Genomic DNA, 16,867 nt, shown 5'->3' on the forward strand with positions numbered 1-16,867 from the left:
CGGGGCCTTTGGCTCCCTGGCACCGAGGTTCCGCTCTCGGAGCTGGACGGTTCGACGAAGGCACTGACTTGAGTCGGTTGATCGCTTCGGGCAAACTGAAGACGCTGCTGGCAGCGCGAACCGGCGCAGCGGCAGAATCCACCCGGGGTGTCATCGCAGCGAATGACAGCAGCGCTTCAGCCAGCTGCAAGGGGCGTGCTGAGACCCAGGGTGCGCCAGCGCACAGACCCGCTTTTTCAGCTGAACCAAGCTGTGTCCCCGGGAGTCCTGCATGAAGTACAAAGACTATTACGCCGCCCTGGGCGTGCCGCGTGACGCGGACCTCGACGCCATCAAGAAGGCCTACCGCAAGCTCGCCCGCGAGCACCACCCGGACATGTCCAGGGCGCCGGGGGCCGAGGCCCGCTTCAAGGAAGTGGCCGAGGCCTACGCGACGCTGAAAGACCCCGAGAAGCGCGCCGCCTACGACGAGCTGGGCAGGCACCCTGCCGGCGAGCCGTTTTCGCCGCCACCGCAATGGGGCCGCGACCACGCCACCGCCGGCTCGGCGTTTGACGAGATGGACCTCGAAGACCTGCTCGCCGCCATGGGCCGGGGCCGCCGCGATCCGCGCCAGGGCCCGCTGCCCCGGGACGGGCGCGATCTGGAAACCACCATCCGCATCAGCCTGGAAGACGCCCACCGAGGACGCGCCGTGCACCTGAGCCTCGACGACGGTGGCCAGGAGCGCACGCTGGAAGTGACCGTGCCGCCCGGTGTGCGCGATGGCCAGAAGCTCCGGTTGCGCGGCCAAGGCGGCAAGGGCCAGAACGGCGGCGCCGATGGCGACATCTACCTGCACATCACGCTGGCGCCGCACCGCATTTTCCGCACCGACCACCAGGACCTGTATTTCGACCTGATGCTCACGCCCTGGGAAGCGGCGCTGGGCACCGAGACCGAGGTGCCCACGCTGGACGGCCCGGTGATGCTGACCGTGCCGCCCGGTACGCGCTCGGGCCGCAAGCTGCGGCTGCGCGGGCGCGGCCTGGCGAACGGCCGCAGCGCCGCGGGCGACCTCTACGCCGTGGTGCTGATCGACGTGCCCGCCACCCTCACCGAGCGCGAACGCGAGCTGTTTGAAGCGCTCGCCAAGGACTCTTCATTCCACCCGCGCGCCACACCGCAAGGAGCCACGCCATGAACACCAACATGCAAGCCGTTGAATGGGTCTGGCTCGACGAGGTGCAGAGTGTCACGCTGCCCGAGCTGGCGCGGGTCTGCGGCATCAGCACCGCCGACGTGGACGAGCTGGTGGAATACGGCGCATTGCAGCCTCTGCCAACCGGCCCGTCCGAGGCGGAACGGCGCCTGTTCAGCGCCGACTGTGTGACGCGCATGCGCGCCGCCAGCAAGCTGCGACTGGACTTCGACCTCGACCTGTTTGCCGTGGCCCTGCTGCTGGACCACATCCAGCGCATCGAGACGCTGGAGCAGCAGGTGCGCTCGCTGCAGGCGCAGTTGCCCAAGCGGCACTGACTCCGAGAGCCTCAGAGCGTGAAGTCGTATTCGATCGTGAGCGGCGCGTGGTCGCTGAACTTCTCGGCCTTGTAGATCGCTTCGGTGCGCGCGTGTTCGGCCAGCGCCGGCGTGGCCAGGTGGTAGTCGAGCCGCCACCCCACGTTGTTCGCGTAGGCCTGACCGCGGTTGCTCCACCATGTGTAGCAGGTGTCGGTGGTGTCGGGCTGCAGGCGGCGGTACACGTCGACCAGGCCGCCGTCGGTCAGCAGCTGGGTCATCCAGGCGCGCTCCTCGGGCAGGAAGCCGCTGTTCTTCTGGTTGCTGCGCCAGTTCTTCAGGTCGGCGTTATGGTGGGCGATGTTGACGTCACTGCAGATGATGAAGTCGCGCTGGACCTTGAGCGCCATCAGGTGCGGGTAGAACAGGTCGAGAAAGCGGTATTTGGCTTCCTGCCGTTCGGGACCGGACGAACCGCTGGGGCAGTACACGCTGAGGATTGATCGTTTGTGTTTCGGCGTGTCGAAGCGCAGTTCCACATAGCGCCCCTCGGCATCGAACTCGCCATCGTCAAAGCCGACCACCACGTCGCTGGGCTCATGCCGCGTGTACACCGCCACGCCGGAATAGCCCTTTTTCTCGGCGAAGTGAAAATGGCCCTTGAGTCCGGCGAGGGCCTCGAAGCGGCCACTGACGTCGGGCGCCTGCGCCTTGACTTCCTGCACACAAATACAATCGGGCGCATGCTTGGCGAGCCACGCTTCCAGCCCCTTGGTGCTGGCGGAGCGGATGCCGTTGAGGTTGAGGCTGGTCAGTTTGAACAAGGATTTCCCCATGTCGTTGGAAGCGGGTGCGGCGAAAAACGCCGTTGAAGGTGGCGCGCTGGCGCAGGACTTCGTGCAGTTCTGCGTGGACTCGGGCGTGCTGCGTTTTGGCGAGTTCAAGACCAAGGCGGGGCGACTCTCGCCTTATTTTTTCAACGCCGGTCTGTTCGATGACGGCGCCAAGCTCGGCCGGCTCGCGCAATTCTATGCAAAAGCCCTGCTGGACAGCGGCATTCAGTTCGACATGATTTTTGGCCCCGCCTACAAAGGCATTCCGCTCGGTGCGGCGGTCGCCATCGAGTTGGCGCGGCTGGGGCGCAACGTGCCCTTTGCCTACAACCGCAAGGAAGCCAAAGACCACGGCGAGGGCGGCTCCCTGGTGGGCGCGCCGCTCCAGGGCCGGGTGCTGATCGTCGATGACGTGATGTCGGCCGGCACCGCCGCGCGCGAATCCATCGCCCTGATCCAGGCCGCGGGCGCCACGCCGCACGCGGTGGCGATTGCGCTGGACCGCCAGGAGAAGGCCACCGAGGTCGGCGCCGACGGCGTGCAGCGTGACGTGGAGCACAGCGCGGTGCAATACGTGCGGAACCAGCTCGGCCTGCAGGTCTGTGCCATTGCGACCTTGGCCGATTTGCTGCAGTATCTGAGGCAGAACACTGGCGACGAGCTTGCCAGCCACCGCGACCGGGTGCTGGCCTACCGCCAGCGCTACGGCGTTGCCTGAGGACCCACTTTGCCTGTTTCCCTTCGTCCGCTGCTTCTGCCAATGGCCATCACATGGGGTGGGGTGTTGCTGACGGTGTCGACGGTTTCTCTTGCCCAAGGCAAAGGCATTTACACCTGTATTGACAGCAAGGGACGGCGCATCACATCGGACCGTCCGATCACCGAGTGCCTGGACCGGGAGCAGCGCGAACTCACCAGTTCCGGGACGGTCAAGCGGGTGGTACCACCCAGCTACACCGCCGAGGAGCGCGCCAGAATCGAGGCCCAGAAAAAGGCCGAAGAAGCCCTGCAGGCCCGAATTGCCGAAGAAAAGCGCCGTGATCGGGCGTTGCTGATCCGCTACCCGAACCAGGCGGTGCACGACAGGGAACGCACCGAGGCGCTGGCCCAGATTGACGAAGTGATCAGCGCCGTCAACAAGCGCGTCCAGACCCTGCTCGATCAGCGCAAGGAGGTCAGCGACGAGCTGGAGTTCTACCAGAACGATGTGAGCAAAGCGCCGCTGTGGCTGCGCCGCAAGCTGGAGGACAACGAACATCAGGTGGTGGTCCAGCAACGCTTCGTGGTGGAGCAGACCCAGGAAAAACAGCGCGTCAACGCGCGCTTCGACGAAGAGCTGGTCAAACTGCGCCAGCTCTGGGGCCAGGCCGGCACTTCGACGTCATCGCGCTGAGCGCCTCACCGCGACCGTGGCGGCAGGATGGAGCTTGAACCACCGCGGATCCGCGGCCGTGTCGTTCATTGCAGTTTCTGGCGCAGCACGTCGTTGACCTGCTGCGGGTTGGCTTTGCCCTTGCTGGCCTTCATGACCTGACCGACCAGCGCGTTGAACGCCTTTTCCTTGCCGGCGCGGAACTGGGCCACGTTGTCCGCGTTGGCGGCCATCACCTCATCGATGATTTTTTCCAGCGCGCCGGCGTCGTTCATCTGCTTGAGCCCCTTGGCTTCGATGACAGCATCCACATCGCTGCCCTCTCCGCTCCACAGCGCGTCCATCACCTGCTTGGCTGCGTTGTTCGACACCGTGCCGTCGGCGATGCGCTTCAGCAGCGCGGCCAGCGTCTCGGCACCAACGGGCACCTGGGCAATATCTTTTTCTTCGTTGTTCAGGCGGCGCGAAACCTCGCCCATGATCCAGTTGCTGGCCATCTTGGCCTGGCCACTGGCCTTGGCGGCGGTCTCGAAGTAGGCGGCCATCGCCGGGCTCTGCGTGAGCGTGGTGGCGTCGTATTCGGGCAGGCCGTAGGTCTGCACCAGGCGCTCGGCCATCTGGCGCGGCAGTTCGGGCATGTTGGCCTTCACCTGCTCCACCCAGTCGCGAGCGATCACCAGCGGTGGCAGATCCGGATCGGGGAAATAACGGTAGTCGGCCGCGTCTTCTTTGGTGCGCATGGCGCGTGTCTCGCCCGTGTCGGGGTCGAACAGCACCGTGGCCTGCTGGATCGCATGGCCGTCTTCGATCTGCTCGATCTGCCAGCGCACCTCGTAGTCGATCGCCTGCTGCATGAACTTGAACGAGTTCAGGTTCTTGATCTCGCGGCGCGTGCCCAGCTCGCCGCCGGGCTTGCGCACCGAGACGTTGGCATCGCAGCGGAACGAACCTTCCTGCATGTTGCCGTCGCAGATGCCGATCCACGTCACGGTCTTGTGCAGCTCTTTCGCGTAGGCCACGGCCTCGGCGCTGGAACGCATGTCGGGCTCGGTCACGATCTCCAGCAGCGGCGTACCGGCGCGGTTCAGATCGATGCCGCTCATGCCGTGGAACTCTTCGTGCAGGCTCTTGCCGGCGTCTTCTTCCAGATGCGCGCGCACCAGGCGCACCGTCTTCTTCTCGTCGCCGAGGAAGAAGCTCACCTCGCCGCCCTGCACCACCGGGATCTCGAACTGGCTGATCTGGTAGCCCTTGGGCAGGTCGGGGTAGAAGTAGTTCTTGCGCGCGAACACGCTCTGTTCGGCGATGTGCGAACCCAGCGCCAAGCCGAGGCGGATGGCGTGTTCCACCGCACCGCGGTTCATCACCGGCAACGTGCCCGGCAGGGCCAGGTCCACCGCGCAGGCCTGCGTGTTGGGCTCGGCGCCAAACGCCGTGGGCGCGCGGCTGAAGATCTTGGATTGGGTCGCAAGCTGGGCGTGGGTCTCGAAGCCGATCACGACTTCGTAACCTTGCACCAGCGGGGAAACTTGTTTCTTGTCGCTCATGTTCAGTAGCCCTCCGGCGTTTTCAGGTGCCAGTCGGTGGCGTGCTGGAAGGCGTGCGCGGTCTGCAGCAGTTCGCCTTCCTTGAAATAGTTGCCCACCAGTTGCAGGCCCACCGGCATGTGGGCTGAGCCGAAACCGGCCGGCACGCTCATGCCGGGCAGGCCGGCCAGCGAGGTGGACAGGGTGTAGATGTCGGCCAGGTAGTTGGCGACCGGGTCGTCGCTCTTCTCGCCGATCTTCCAGGCCACCGTGGGCGCCACCGGGCCTGCGATCACGTCGCACTGGGTGAAGGCTTGCTGGAAGTCCTGCGCGATCAGGCGGCGGATCTGTTGTGCCTTGAGGTAGTAGGCGTCGTAGTACCCGTGGCTCAGCACATAGGTGCCGATCATGATGCGGCGCTGCACCTCGGGCCCGAAGCCTTCGCTGCGCGACTTCTTGTACATGTCGGCCAGGTCGTCGAACTGGGCGGCGCGGTGACCGAACTTCACGCCGTCGAAGCGGCTGAGGTTGGACGACGCTTCGGCCGGCGCGATGATGTAGTAGACCGGGATGGACAGCTCGGTGCGCGGCAGCGAGATGTCGACCAGCGTGGCGCCGAGCTTTTCGTATTCGGACAACGCGGCGCGCACGGCGGCCAGCACGTCGGGCGCGCAGCCTTCGCCGAAAAACTCCTTCGGCAGGCCGATGCGCAAGCCCTTGAGCGGCTGAGCAGCGCTGGCGCCTTCGCGCGGCTGGCCCAGCAGGCGCGTGTAGTCCTCGGCCGGGTGGTCCAGGCTGGTGGAATCGCGGTCGATGTCGGGGCCGGCCATGGCGGTGAGCAGCGTGGCGCAGTCGGCGGCGCTGCGCGCCATCGGACCGGCCTGGTCGAGGCTGGAGGCGAAGGCCACCATGCCGTAACGCGAGCAGCGGCCGTACGTGGGCTTGATGCCGGTGATGCCGGTGAAGCTGGCGGGCTGGCGGATCGAACCACCGGTGTCGGTGCCGGTGGCGGCGGGCACCAGGCGCGCAGCCACGGCAGCGGCCGAGCCGCCCGAGGAACCGCCGGGCACGCGGGCCGTGTCCCAGGGGTTGTGCACCGGCGCGTAGGCCGAGTTGTCGTTGCCCGAGCCCATGGCGAACTCGTCGCAGTTGAGCTTGCCCAGGGTCACGGCGCCGGCGGCGGCGAGCTGGCCCACCACGGTGGCGTCGAACGGGCTCTGGTAACCGGCCAGCATCTTGCTGCCGGCGGTGGTGGGGAAGCCCTGGGTGACGAAGATGTCCTTGTGCGCCAGCGGCACGCCGAGCAGCGGGCCGCGCTCGCCAGCGGCGATGCGGGCGTCGGCGGCCCTGGCCTGCGCCAGGGTCACGTCTTCATTGAAGGCGAGGTAGGCGCCCAGGCCGGCGTGCTGCTGTGCGCGCGCCAGCAGGTGCTGCGCGGCTTCGACGCTGGAGGTCTTCTTGTGGCGAATAGCGCCGGCCAGCTCGGCCACGCCCATCTCGTGAATCTGTTTCGAACTCATTCAATCACCTTGGGCACGAGGAACAGGCCGCGCTCGACGGCGGGCGCGCTTTTCTGGTTGGCTTCGCGGTTGTTGGGTTCGCTGGCCACGTCCGGGCGCAGGCGCAGGCTCACGTGGTCGATCACGGCGGTGGGGTGGGCCAGCGGCTCAATGCCGGTGGTGTCGACCGCGTTCATCTGCTCGACGATGTCGAAGAAGCCGTTGAGCTGGCTGAGCATGCGCTCGCTCTGCGGATCGGACAGCTCCAGGCGCGCCAGATTGGCGATGCGCCCGATGTCGGACAGGGTCAGGGACATGGCAGGACTCGGTTCCGGTGTAAGAAAAAAGAAACCACCGGATCGGCGCCAAAAGTGCGCTGAAACGGGGTGTAAATTGAAGATTTAGCCCCTTGATGGGCGAAGTTATGCACAGGGGATGCGGTATTATCCAAGGTTTAGCGGCAAATCCCGTGCTGAAACAGTTTTTGTCGCTGAATCAAAGACTTATAGCCCCCGACTGCCCCGTACAGACACCCGGCGATGGCCGCACGAAGCGGCGGCCATGCCCCACAGGATTTTTGCACCATGTTTGAAGCCTTCCGTCGGCAGTTTTCGACCGACCTCGCCATTGACCTTGGCACCGCCAACACCCTGATCTACGTACGAGGCAAAGGCATTGTTCTTGACGAACCCTCCGTGGTCTCGATCCGCCACGAAGGTGGCCCCCAGGGCAAGAAGACGATCCAGGCGGTGGGCAAGGAAGCCAAGGCCATGCTGGGCAAGGTGCCAGGCAACATCGAAGCCATCCGCCCGATGAAAGACGGCGTGATCGCCGACTTCACCGTGACCGAGCAGATGCTCAAGCAGTTCATCAAGATGGTGCATCCGCGCTCGATGTTCAAGCCGAGCCCGCGCATCATCATCTGCGTGCCTTGCGGCTCCACCCAGGTCGAGCGCCGCGCCATCCGCGAGTCGGCGCTGGGCGCCGGCGCTTCCGAGGTCTACCTGATCGAAGAACCCATGGCCGCGGCCATCGGCGCCGGCCTGCCGGTGTCTGACGCATCCGGTTCGATGGTGGTGGACATTGGCGGCGGCACCACGGAAGTGGGCGTCATCTCGCTCGGCGGCATGGTCTACAAGGGCAGCGTGCGCGTGGGCGGTGACCGCTTCGATGAGGCCATCATTGCCTATATCCGCCGCAACTACGGCATGCTGATCGGTGAGCCCACCGCCGAAGCGATCAAGAAGAACATCGGCTCGGCCTTCCCCGGCTCGGAAGTCAAGGAAATGGAAGTCAAGGGCCGCAACCTGAGTGAAGGCGTGCCGCGCAGCTTCACGATTTCCAGCAACGAGATCCTCGAGGCCCTGACCGATCCGCTGAACAACATCGTCACCGCCGTCAAGATGGCGCTGGAACACACGCCGCCCGAACTGGGCGCCGACATCGCCGAGCGCGGCATGATGCTCACCGGCGGTGGCGCGCTGCTGCGCGACCTGGACCGCCTGCTGGCCGAAGAAACCGGCCTGCCGGTGCTGGTGGCCGAGGAGCCGCTGACCTGCGTGGTGCGCGGCTGCGGCATGGCCCTGGAGCGCATGGAACGCCTGGGCACCATCTTCACCAGCGAATAAGCCCCGCGCCGGTTTCCGGCCTGACCGCACCACCGCGAGCCTTTTCCGACATGCCACTGGGCACCCTGGACCGCACCCCGCCCCCCTTTTTCAAGCAGGGGCCTTCGGCCCTGTCCAAGCTCATGGTGTTCAGCGCCGTGGCCTTGTTCCTGATGGTGGCCGACCTGCGTTTTCGCATCACCGCGCCGGTGCGCGGCGCCGTGGCGACGGTGTTGTATCCCCTGCAGTGGCTGGTGTTGCAACCGGTCCAGGCGGTGGGCCAGGCGGGCAGCTATTTCACCAGTCTGCACCAGGCACAACAAAGTGAGGGCGCAGCGATGCAACGACTCGCCGCCCAGTCCGAGCGGGCCCTGCAGGTGGAGCAACTGGCGCTGGAGAACCAGCGCCTGCGCGAGCTGCTGGCCATGCGCGAACGCATCACCACCCCGTCCATGGGCGCCCAAGTGCTGTACGACGCGGCCGACCCCTACTCGCGCCGCATCGTCATCGATCGCGGCCAGACCCACGGCATCGCGCTCGGCTCGCCGGTGATCGACGACAGCGGCGTGCTCGGCCAGGTCACCCGCATCTATCCGCTGGTGTCCGAAGTCACCCTGCTGATCGACCGCGACCAGGCCATTCCCGTGCTCAATGTCCGCACCGGCGTGCGCAGCGTGGCTTTTGGACAGCCCGGCCCCGAAGGCGATGCGCTGGAGCTGCGCTACACCCTGGCCAACGTGGACATCACCCAGGGCGATCTGCTCACCACCAGCGGTGTGGATGGCGTCTACCCGCCCGGCCTGCCGGTGGCCCGGGTGAACGCCGTGGGACAGCGCGCCGAGTCCGCCTTCAACCGCATCAGCTGCACGCCGCTGGCACGGGTGCACGGGGCGCTGCACGTGCTGGTGCTGGCGCCGGTGGGTGAACACCTGCCGCCTTCGCCCTTGCAGGTTCCGCACCCAGCCGTGCAGCCCAGAAACGGGAGCACACGACCATGATCATGCGTCCAGGCCAGCAACTGCTGCTGCCCGCCAACCCGGCCTTCATCTGGTTCAGCCTGATCGGCGCGCTGCTGCTCAACATGCTCATGAACACCGGCCTGTGGGGGCGTGCCGCCTGGGTGCCCGACTTGCTGGCGGTCACGCTGGTGTTCTGGAGCGTGCACCAGCCGCTGCGCATCGGCGTGGGCGTGGCCTTTGTGTTCGGCCTGACCATGGACGTTCAGCAAGGCGCCCTGCTCGGTCAGCACGCGCTGGCCTACACCGTGCTCGGCTTCCTGGCCGTCTCCATGCACCGGCGCCTGCTCTGGTTCGGTGTGCCCACCCAGGCGGTCCAGGTGCTGCCGCTGCTGATGGCCGCGCATCTGCTGGAACTGCTGGTGCGCATGGTGGCGGGTGGCGCGTTTCCGGGCTGGTCGTTTTTCCTCGCCCCGGTTCTGGAGGCGGCGCTGTGGCCGGTGGTCAGCGTGGCGTTGCTGGCGCCTCAGCGGCGGGCGCCCAATCCTGACGACAACAGACCCCTGTGAGCATGACCGAGCTGCGCAACGTCGAAGCCGACCTCGCCCGGTTCCGCACCCGCGTGCTGGCGGCCGGACTGGCGGTGCTGGTCGCCTTTGGTCTGCTGGCCGCGCGCATGGTCTACCTGCAGGTCATGCGCCATGACGACCTGCTTGCGCAAGCCGAGAGCAACCGCACCGCCGTGTTGCCGGTGGTGCCCAACCGGGGCCAGATCATCGACCGCCATGGGCGTGTGCTGGCCACCAACTACTCGGCCTACACGCTGGAGATCACGCCCTCCAAGGTGGATGACATCGATGCGACGATCGAAGAACTTGGCCAGCTGGTGGACATCCAGCCGCGGGACAAGCGGCGTTTCCGCAAGCTGCGTGAAGAGTCCCGCAGCTTCGACTCGCTGCCGATCCGCACCCGGCTGACCGATGATGAGGTGGCCCGCTTCACGGTGCAGCGCTACCGCTTTCCCGGCGTCGAGGTGCGCGCGCGGCTGCTGCGCAGCTACCCCCATGGCGAAGTCGCCAGCCACGTGGTCGGTTACATCGGCCGCATCAACCAGCGCGAAAAGGAGGCCATTGAAGAATGGCCCGACGAAGAGCAGGCCAACTACCGGGGCACCGAACACATCGGCAAGCTCGGCGCCGAACAGAGCTACGAACGCGAGCTGCATGGCATCACCGGCTTTGAACGCGTGGAGACTTCGGCCGGTGGCCGCGCCGTGCGTTCGCTGGCCCACACGCCGGCCACGCCGGGCAACACCGTGGTGCTGGCGATCGACATCCAGCTGCAGAAGCTGGTCGAAGACATGTTCGGCGAGCGCCGCGGCGCGCTGGTGGCCATCGACCCTCGCAATGGCGAGGTCCTGGCCTTCGTGAGCAAGCCCACCTTCGACCCCAACCTGTTCGTCGAAGGCATCGACACCGAGAACTGGAAGGCGCTCAACGAATCGCTGGAAAAACCCCTGCTCAACCGGGCGCTGCGCGGTACCTACCCGCCGGGTTCCACCTACAAACCCTTCATGGCGCTGGGTGCGCTGGAGACGGGTACCCGCAACGCCACCACCGTCATCAACGACCCCGGCTACTGGATGTTCGGCAACCACCGCTTCCGCAGCCACGGCGACGGCGGCCTGGGCGCTGTGGACATGCACCGCAGCATCGTCAAATCGAGCAACACCTACTACTACTCGCTGGCCAATGAGATGGGTGTGGACGCCATGCACGATTTCATGAAGCCCCTGGGCTTTGGCCAGATCACCGGCCTCGACCTCAAGGGCGAGGTGCGCGGCGTGCTGCCCAGCACGGCCTGGAAGCGCAGCAATTACAAGCGGCCCGAGCAGCAGCGCTGGTACGCGGGCGAAACCATCTCGCTGGGCATCGGCCAGGGCTACAACAACTTCACCATGCTGCAGCTCGCGCACGCCATGGCCACACTGGCCAATGGCGGTATCAGGCACACGCCGCACCTCACGCTCGCCACGGAAAACGTGTTGACCCGGCAGCGCAACCCCCTGGGGAGCAGCGCACCGGTCAACCTGGGCTACAAACGGGAGAACATCGACGTGATCCTGCGGGCCATGCAGAGTGTGACCACCGAGGGCACATCAACACGTGTGTTTGCCGGTGCCGGCTACGAGAGCGGCGGCAAGACCGGCACGGCGCAGGCCGTGACCATCGGCCAGAAAGACCGTTATGACGCCCGAAAACTCGAAGAACACCAGCGTGACCACGCGCTCTACATCGCGTTCGCGCCGGTGAAAGAGCCGCGGGTGGCGCTGGCGGTGGTGGTGGAGAACGCGGGTTTTGGTGCCGCACACGCCGCGCCCATCGCGCGGCGCGTGTTCGACTACCTGCTGCTCGACCAGTACCCGAATCCGGAAGACCTCAAGGCGGTGCAACGGGGTCAAGCGGCCGCCCCGATCGGCACCCCGCTCAAGGCCAGCGGCATGCCCTGGCCCCCGGAAGCTCAGCTGACCTCGCCCGCCACGGCCCCGTAGAGGCCCTCTGGCCGGTGCAAGCGCAGCGCCGGCTCGACATCGACTTCCGGGGACGTGCCCGCCTGGACAGACTCACATCGCCCGCAGCTGTGGCTCGCGCACAGACGACTGCATCCAGCCGGGTTGCATCCCGTTGCGGGGCTCCAGGCTCGCCTGCTGGTCGAGCATGGCCAGCCGCGACAGCGAGTCGGCGGCCGGCGTGTTGGCCGCCTGCCGGGCGTCGAGCACGCCGTCTTTGAGCACGCCATGCTCGTGTTGGCCGAACCGGATCTGGCCGTTGTTCACCCGCAGCAGGTTGATGCCGCTCAGGCCGCTTTCCCGCGCGCAGCAGGCCAGCGAGCAGACCGTGTTGTCCAGGCCCCGGTCCCAGGGCAGGTGGTGGGTAGCAGCGAGTTGGCGCACTTCGCGCTGGCTGTCGTTGAGCAGCGCCTGGGAGACGCGTGAGAGCGCCGGGCCAGTGGCTCGGGGGCGAGTCACGGAAGACGATGGTTGGACCGACAGCACATCGGCTTCGCGCTCGCGCCGGGCGGGTTCACCGGGCGGCAATGGGCCTCGCAAGGCGTCCACGGCATCCAGTGCATTGCCCACGGGCCCTCGGCCGACGGCGGTGATGACGCCGCGCATGCCCTGCACATCGCGCCGGTACTCGCCGATGCGCGTGACGTTGTCCTGTGCACGCTGCACGGTGGCCGGGTCCTCCAGCACGGAACGGTCGGGTCGGCCGTTGGCATCCACGCTGGCGAAGTGGTGCATCTTGTGGCTGTCGGCCATGGCGATGGCGGCGGCCGTGGTGGTGGGCGGTGTGAATCCGGTGGCCAGCTGGATGGGGCCGCGACCGCGCAGGGGATCGCTCCAGTGGGTCTTGTTGTCGTAGCCATGGGCGTCCAGGGTCTGGATTTCCCGGGCCGTGGCGTGTACCTTGACCTGGCCGTAATGGGCGCTGGCGGCGCTGACCAGATCGCCGGCCATGACGTGGTTGGTGACCGAGTGGCCCCCGGCCGGGATGCGCAGGCCCAGGCTGGTGGCGCCGTAAGCGTTGAAGGTTTCTCCGCGCAGATCGAAGTGGTGCGCCGTCACCTGCGCCAGCGTGCCGCCGAGGGAGTGGCCGGTGACGGTGACGGGGGGTGCGATGCCGCCTTCTCCAGTTGCTTTTTCTTGCGCAAGTTGCAGCGCTTTGCGGGTCAGCGCGATCGCATCGGAAGCCTGCAAGTTGGAGCGGCTGAGCACCATGCCACCGTCTGCCAGCAGCCCGTCTTTCAGGGCTTCGCGGTCGAACTCGGTGCCCCGGTGGGCGACGACGATCTCGTGGGTGTCCACCCGCTGGTAGATGGTGCCCTGGTAGCCGGTACGCGGGTTGTCGTGATGCTCAAGAATCCTGTATTTGTGGCCACCTATCGTCTCGGGCTTCTCGTCACGGCGCGTCACCGCTCGCCTAGCGTACGAATCCATTGCCAAGTCGGCGTAGTCCTGGCTGCTCATGCTCATGGCTGCACCTTTTTCGGCATCAGCGTCATCGAGAAGAGATTGTCGCGGGCCTCCGGCGCAAATTGCTCCCGCGTGTTGTTACCCCAAGTCTTGAATCCATCGACCTTGCTTTGAGGGTAGTAGCCTTTCCAATAAAACAACTGCACTGGCTGCTCCGCCAACAGCTGTTCGGGAGACAGATCGGTGTCGAACAAGGTTTCTGCGGGTGATCCCGTCGCCATGACCCAAGGCCCCACGCTCGTCAGCGTCCAACGGCACACCCCATTGCCGTAATAATCCTCATCGAGCATGGCGTCGAGATAGACGGTGGCGGCGAAGCTGCCATCGGGGCGCTCGGTGAAGGGCAGCTCCACCGTGTGTTCCGGCTCCCCCCGCACGCCAGCGAAGTCGTTGACGACGTAGTTGCAGCCCTTGGCCTGGTACAGCGCGCTCCAGCCCATTTTTTTGAACGGCCCCGGCGCGTCCTGGATGGTCAGCACGAGCTCGTAGCCCTGCTTGGGTGAGGGGTTGAAGCGGTAGAGGTGCTGCTGCGCGGACTTGTCGTTCTTGCCGGCGCCGGGACTCGCTGGGACATCGGGTGTCATCGTGGGCTCCGTGGTGGGTTGGGGTTGGCAGCCCGTGGCCCACAGCGTCAGGCTCAGGCACAGGGCGAGTGGCAGTCGGTGTTTGAACGACAAGGGGACCTCCTTTGAGAACTTTTGCACTCAGTCTACCTGTGTTCAGGGGCGGCACCCGTGATGACCTGCGTTGAACAACGTCTGTGTTCACGCAGCCCTGGTCCCCCGTCATACCTTGGGGAGTGGCTTCCCATGCTCAATTAGCATAACTTATGACATTGGCTTTCATGGTGAACATCTTTATAATTAGGGTAAACCCTAGTCTGATACATCATGAATACCCCCACCCCATCCCTCTGGTCCCGCGTGACCCGCACCCTCCGCGACTTCTTCAACCGCGCCAGCGTCGACACATCCGACACGCTGGAGACTTACCTCGGCACGGCAACCAGCCTCTCTCAGCTGGAAGACATGCAGCGCCGTTGGGACCAGGCCCATCTTGGGCACAACAGCTCGGGTGCTTACTGAGTGAGAAATGCCATGCTGAATTTCCTCAAGTCCCTGTTCGACATCGAAACACCCCGGTTCACCACCGGGGCCCGCGTCAACCGCTTCAACAAAGGCAGCATCGACCGCCTTGACGGCCGCGTCGTGGCCCAGACCGATGAAGGTGTGCTGGTCGACTGGCCGCGCTACGGTTCGGGCTGGGAGCAGCCCCACAAGCTCTGCCAGCAGGTCTGAAGACCCCGGGGCCTACCGTGCCCAGGCGTCGTAGCCGGTCTTCAGGATCAGCGCCGTGACCACCACGATGAAGGCGCCGCGCACGAAACCGCTGCCGTGCTTGAGCGCGAGCCGCGTGCCGAGCAGGCTGCCCACCACGTTGGCCACGGCCATCACCAGCGCGAAATGCCACCAGACGTGGCCTTTCCAGGCGAACAGCATCAGCGCCGCGAGGTTGGAGGTGGTGTTGAGCAGCTTGGCGCTGGCGCTGGCGTGCAGGAAGTCGTAGCCCAGCCAGCGCACGAACAGGAACACAAAGAAGCTGCCAGTGCCGGGGCCGAAGAAGCCGTCGTAGAAGCCGATGGTGGCGCCCAGCGTGGCGGCGGCCATCGCCTCCTGGCGGCCGCTGAAGTGCGGTGTGTGGTGGCGGCCCAGGTCCTTGCGGGCCAGGGTGTAGCCCAGCACACCGAGCAGCACCAGCGGCAGCGCGCGGCGCAGGAAATCGGGCGAGATGACCGTCACTGTCCAGGCGCCCAGCATGGCGCCCACGAAGCACACGGCCGCCGCCGGCAGCAGCGCACGCCAGGGCATCTGCACCCGCTGCGCGTACTGCAGCGTGGCCACCCCCGTGCCCCAGATCGACGCGCCTTTGTTGACGCCGAACAACGTGGCCGGGTGGGTGTTGGGAAACACCGCGAACAACGCCGGCACCAGGATCAGCCCGCCGCCACCGACGATCGAATCGACAAAACCGGCGAACAACGAAGCAAGAGAGACGAGCAACAATTCCATGCGGGAGATTGTCACCCCCCTGCGCCGCTGCGCGGCTTCCCTCCGAGGGGACCACGCCCTGGGCCCGGCAGAGCCGGATCCTCGGCGTGCACTGGGTTCAGGCACGCACTCCGGTGTATCGGCTTGCGTTACTGCGCCTTGGGCAGTTCCAGCACGAACTCGGCGCCACCGCCCTCGGCGTTGCGTGCGCTCAGCCGCCCGCCGTGCTGCTCGACGATGCCGTAGCTGATGGACAGGCCCAGGCCCGTGCCCTTGCCCACCGGCTTGGTGGTGAAGAACGGGTCGAAGATGCGCAGCAGGTGCTCGGGCGGGATGCCCGACCCGTTGTCGCGCACGGTCACATGCACCTGCGTGCCCTCGCAGGCCATCGCCACCCAGACGCAGGGCGACGCCACCCCGGGGCCGCCCACGGCATCGAACGCGTTCTGCAGAAGGTTCATCATCACCTGCTGCAACTGGCCTGCGCTGCCCATCACGGTGCAGGGCGCGCCCGCCTGCCAGCGCACGTCCACCGGCGTCGGTCGCCCCTTTTGCACCCAGTGGATCGCGCGATCAATCACCTCGATCAGGTTCACCGGCGTACGCTCCTCCGGGTCCATGGCCGAAAACCGCTTGAGCCCGTGCACGATGTCGGCGGTGCGCTGCGCGCCTTCGAGCGTGCCCTCGATCAGTGAAGGCAGGTCGCCCAGCAGGTGTTCGATGCGCAGCTTCTGCCGCAACGCCTGCAGCACCGGCTCGGGCTCGTGCGCGTGCAGCGCGGCCATGTAGGTCTGCAGGCGGTCGCAGTACTTGCGCAGCGCGTGCACGTTGCCGAGCACGAAGCTGATCGGGTTGTTGAGTTCGTGCGCCACGCCGGCCACCAGCTGGCCGAGCGAGGCCATCTTCTCTGAGTGCAACAGCTGCTGCTGGGTGCGCTTCAGGGCCTCGTGCGCGGCACGCATCTCGTGGTACGCACGCTTGAGCTCGGCCGTGGGCCGGCCCACCCACACGGTGCCGACGCGCCGGCCGTTGGCGCCGATGCGCGGCGTGCAGTTCGCGTCCACCGGCACCGGCTGGCCCGCGCGGTCGAGCAGGTTGAGCTCGATGCCCTGGCCGGCACGCGGCGCGTCGGACCGGTCCATCGCGGCGCGCGCCGCGTCCACGCTGGCGGCGTCGGCCAGCAGGTCGGCCAGGCTGCTTCCGCGCAACTGTTCTTCGGGACGGCCCACCAGCTCACACAGGGCCGCGTTGGCCTGTTCGATCAGACCGCGCTCGTCGCACACCACCAGCACGTCCGACATGGACGTCAGCACGCTGAAGATGAACTGCTGCGACTGCTCCAGCTCGGTGTTTTTCTTCTCCAGCTCGACCTCGTCGTCGATCAGCCGCGTGTAGACCTCGTCCATCTTCTGGATCACGTCCAGCCAGGTGGACTCGTCCACACCCTCCATCGGCACGGTGGGCAAGGGGCTTGGAGAACGGGGCTTGCTCAT

At 66.2% G+C, this 16,867-nt stretch carries 18 protein-coding genes; 10 read left to right on the top strand and 8 right to left on the bottom strand.

Features of this window, described 5'->3' with window-relative positions; genetic code table 11:
• Positions 1-271: 271 nt before the first annotated feature.
• Both AC0GNO_RS19690 and AC0GNO_RS19695 read left to right on the top strand, forming a co-directional pair.
• On the top strand, positions 272-1,183 hold the full coding sequence (locus AC0GNO_RS19690) for a DnaJ C-terminal domain-containing protein (protein WP_472905183.1): 912 nt from the start codon (positions 272-274) through the stop codon (positions 1,181-1,183).
• Entirely contained in the window at positions 1,180-1,518 is a 339-nt protein-coding gene (locus tag AC0GNO_RS19695) for a chaperone modulator CbpM (protein WP_472905184.1), read from the top strand. Before AC0GNO_RS19690 ends, AC0GNO_RS19695 begins: the two co-directional genes overlap by 4 nt.
• An 11-nt stretch (positions 1,519-1,529) precedes the next feature.
• On the opposite strand, the gene AC0GNO_RS19700 is transcribed toward AC0GNO_RS19695, so the two are convergent.
• Positions 1,530-2,333, bottom strand: a complete 804-nt coding sequence (locus tag AC0GNO_RS19700; protein ID WP_472905185.1) for an exodeoxyribonuclease III — start codon at positions 2,331-2,333, stop codon at positions 1,530-1,532.
• Between AC0GNO_RS19700 and pyrE the strand changes: the two genes are divergently transcribed.
• The gene (gene pyrE / locus AC0GNO_RS19705; RefSeq protein ID WP_472905186.1) at positions 2,332-3,048 is read left to right on the top strand and encodes an orotate phosphoribosyltransferase; all 717 of its coding nucleotides are present in this window, start codon (positions 2,332-2,334) and stop codon (positions 3,046-3,048) included. The two genes, AC0GNO_RS19700 and pyrE, sit on opposite strands and share 2 nt — an antisense overlap.
• A 42-nt stretch (positions 3,049-3,090) precedes the next feature.
• On the top strand, positions 3,091-3,723 hold the full coding sequence (locus AC0GNO_RS19710) for a DUF4124 domain-containing protein (protein WP_472905187.1): 633 nt from the start codon (positions 3,091-3,093) through the stop codon (positions 3,721-3,723).
• Positions 3,724-3,788: 65 nt separating this feature from the next.
• On the opposite strand, the gene gatB is transcribed toward AC0GNO_RS19710, so the two are convergent.
• From gatB to gatC, 3 genes are read right to left on the bottom strand one after another with little or no spacing between them, the layout of a single operon-like run.
• Positions 3,789-5,249 carry an Asp-tRNA(Asn)/Glu-tRNA(Gln) amidotransferase subunit GatB gene (gene gatB, locus AC0GNO_RS19715; RefSeq protein WP_472905188.1) on the bottom strand — a complete coding sequence of 487 codons (1,461 nt, stop codon included), beginning with the start codon at positions 5,247-5,249 and terminating at the stop codon, positions 3,789-3,791.
• Positions 5,250-5,251: 2 nt separating this feature from the next.
• The gene (gene gatA, locus AC0GNO_RS19720; RefSeq protein ID WP_472905189.1) at positions 5,252-6,748 is read right to left on the bottom strand and encodes an Asp-tRNA(Asn)/Glu-tRNA(Gln) amidotransferase subunit GatA; all 1,497 of its coding nucleotides are present in this window, start codon (positions 6,746-6,748) and stop codon (positions 5,252-5,254) included.
• Positions 6,745-7,044, bottom strand: coding sequence for an Asp-tRNA(Asn)/Glu-tRNA(Gln) amidotransferase subunit GatC (gene gatC, locus AC0GNO_RS19725; RefSeq protein ID WP_472888221.1), 300 nt, complete (start codon positions 7,042-7,044; stop codon positions 6,745-6,747). The genes gatA and gatC overlap by 4 nt, the downstream gene beginning before the upstream one ends.
• A gap of 267 nt (positions 7,045-7,311) precedes the next feature.
• On the opposite strand from gatC, the gene AC0GNO_RS19730 reads away from it, so the two are divergent.
• The 4 genes from AC0GNO_RS19730 to mrdA are packed head-to-tail and all read left to right on the top strand — an operon-like array spanning position 7,312 to position 11,841.
• Positions 7,312-8,355 (top strand): rod shape-determining protein, encoded by a 1,044-nt coding sequence (locus AC0GNO_RS19730; RefSeq protein ID WP_472888222.1) that lies wholly within the window; start codon positions 7,312-7,314, stop codon positions 8,353-8,355.
• Positions 8,356-8,405: 50 nt separating this feature from the next.
• A complete protein-coding gene (gene mreC / locus AC0GNO_RS19735; RefSeq protein ID WP_472905190.1) occupies positions 8,406-9,332 on the top strand; it encodes a rod shape-determining protein MreC in 927 nt (308 codons plus the stop codon).
• Positions 9,329-9,859, top strand: coding sequence for a rod shape-determining protein MreD (gene mreD, locus AC0GNO_RS19740; RefSeq protein WP_472888224.1), 531 nt, complete (start codon positions 9,329-9,331; stop codon positions 9,857-9,859). The genes mreC and mreD overlap by 4 nt, the downstream gene beginning before the upstream one ends.
• A gap of 2 nt (positions 9,860-9,861) precedes the next feature.
• Positions 9,862-11,841, top strand: a complete 1,980-nt coding sequence (gene mrdA / locus AC0GNO_RS19745) for a penicillin-binding protein 2 (RefSeq protein WP_472888225.1) — start codon at positions 9,862-9,864, stop codon at positions 11,839-11,841.
• Between the two features lie 72 nt (positions 11,842-11,913).
• Here mrdA and AC0GNO_RS19750 read toward each other — a convergent pair whose 3' ends face one another.
• Positions 11,914-13,326 carry a Tle-like phospholipase domain-containing protein gene (locus AC0GNO_RS19750; RefSeq protein WP_472905191.1) on the bottom strand — a complete coding sequence of 471 codons (1,413 nt, stop codon included), beginning with the start codon at positions 13,324-13,326 and terminating at the stop codon, positions 11,914-11,916.
• Entirely contained in the window at positions 13,323-13,910 is a 588-nt protein-coding gene (locus AC0GNO_RS19755) for a hypothetical protein (RefSeq protein WP_472905192.1), read from the bottom strand. Before AC0GNO_RS19755 ends, AC0GNO_RS19750 begins: the two co-directional genes overlap by 4 nt.
• Positions 13,911-14,249: 339 nt before the next feature.
• Here AC0GNO_RS19755 and AC0GNO_RS19760 point away from each other — a divergent pair, with 339 nt between their 5' ends.
• Positions 14,250-14,411 (top strand): hypothetical protein, encoded by a 162-nt coding sequence (locus tag AC0GNO_RS19760; RefSeq protein ID WP_472905193.1) that lies wholly within the window; start codon positions 14,250-14,252, stop codon positions 14,409-14,411.
• A gap of 12 nt (positions 14,412-14,423) precedes the next feature.
• Positions 14,424-14,624: a hypothetical protein gene (locus AC0GNO_RS19765; protein ID WP_177136891.1), complete on the top strand. Its 201-nt coding sequence runs from the start codon at positions 14,424-14,426 to the stop codon at positions 14,622-14,624.
• A 12-nt stretch (positions 14,625-14,636) separates the two neighbouring features.
• Here AC0GNO_RS19765 and AC0GNO_RS19770 read toward each other — a convergent pair whose 3' ends face one another.
• Positions 14,637-15,395, bottom strand: coding sequence for a sulfite exporter TauE/SafE family protein (locus tag AC0GNO_RS19770; RefSeq protein WP_472905194.1), 759 nt, complete (start codon positions 15,393-15,395; stop codon positions 14,637-14,639).
• Positions 15,396-15,523: 128 nt separating this feature from the next.
• Positions 15,524-16,867, bottom strand: a complete 1,344-nt coding sequence (locus AC0GNO_RS19775; protein ID WP_472905195.1) for a PAS domain-containing sensor histidine kinase — start codon at positions 16,865-16,867, stop codon at positions 15,524-15,526.

Source organism: Hydrogenophaga sp. L310 (genome assembly GCF_055703065.1).

Coding starts and splice junctions, on each gene's coding strand:
- mrdA (WP_472888225.1), top strand. CDS start 9,862: ATGACCGAGCTGCGCAACGTCGAAGCCGACCTCGCCCGGTTCCGCACC.
- gatC (WP_472888221.1), bottom strand. CDS start 7,044: ATGTCCCTGACCCTGTCCGACATCGGGCGCATCGCCAATCTGGCGCGC.
- gatA (WP_472905189.1), bottom strand. CDS start 6,748: ATGAGTTCGAAACAGATTCACGAGATGGGCGTGGCCGAGCTGGCCGGC.
- AC0GNO_RS19755 (WP_472905192.1), bottom strand. CDS start 13,910: ATGACACCCGATGTCCCAGCGAGTCCCGGCGCCGGCAAGAACGACAAG.
- AC0GNO_RS19690 (WP_472905183.1), top strand. CDS start 272: ATGAAGTACAAAGACTATTACGCCGCCCTGGGCGTGCCGCGTGACGCG.
- pyrE (WP_472905186.1), top strand. CDS start 2,332: ATGTCGTTGGAAGCGGGTGCGGCGAAAAACGCCGTTGAAGGTGGCGCG.
- AC0GNO_RS19750 (WP_472905191.1), bottom strand. CDS start 13,326: ATGAGCATGAGCAGCCAGGACTACGCCGACTTGGCAATGGATTCGTAC.
- AC0GNO_RS19730 (WP_472888222.1), top strand. CDS start 7,312: ATGTTTGAAGCCTTCCGTCGGCAGTTTTCGACCGACCTCGCCATTGAC.
- AC0GNO_RS19710 (WP_472905187.1), top strand. CDS start 3,091: ATGGCCATCACATGGGGTGGGGTGTTGCTGACGGTGTCGACGGTTTCT.
- AC0GNO_RS19700 (WP_472905185.1), bottom strand. CDS start 2,333: ATGGGGAAATCCTTGTTCAAACTGACCAGCCTCAACCTCAACGGCATC.
- AC0GNO_RS19770 (WP_472905194.1), bottom strand. CDS start 15,395: ATGGAATTGTTGCTCGTCTCTCTTGCTTCGTTGTTCGCCGGTTTTGTC.
- AC0GNO_RS19695 (WP_472905184.1), top strand. CDS start 1,180: ATGAACACCAACATGCAAGCCGTTGAATGGGTCTGGCTCGACGAGGTG.
- mreC (WP_472905190.1), top strand. CDS start 8,406: ATGCCACTGGGCACCCTGGACCGCACCCCGCCCCCCTTTTTCAAGCAG.
- AC0GNO_RS19775 (WP_472905195.1), bottom strand. CDS start 16,867: ATGAGCAAGCCCCGTTCTCCAAGCCCCTTGCCCACCGTGCCGATGGAG.
- AC0GNO_RS19765 (WP_177136891.1), top strand. CDS start 14,424: ATGCTGAATTTCCTCAAGTCCCTGTTCGACATCGAAACACCCCGGTTC.
- mreD (WP_472888224.1), top strand. CDS start 9,329: ATGATCATGCGTCCAGGCCAGCAACTGCTGCTGCCCGCCAACCCGGCC.
- gatB (WP_472905188.1), bottom strand. CDS start 5,249: ATGAGCGACAAGAAACAAGTTTCCCCGCTGGTGCAAGGTTACGAAGTC.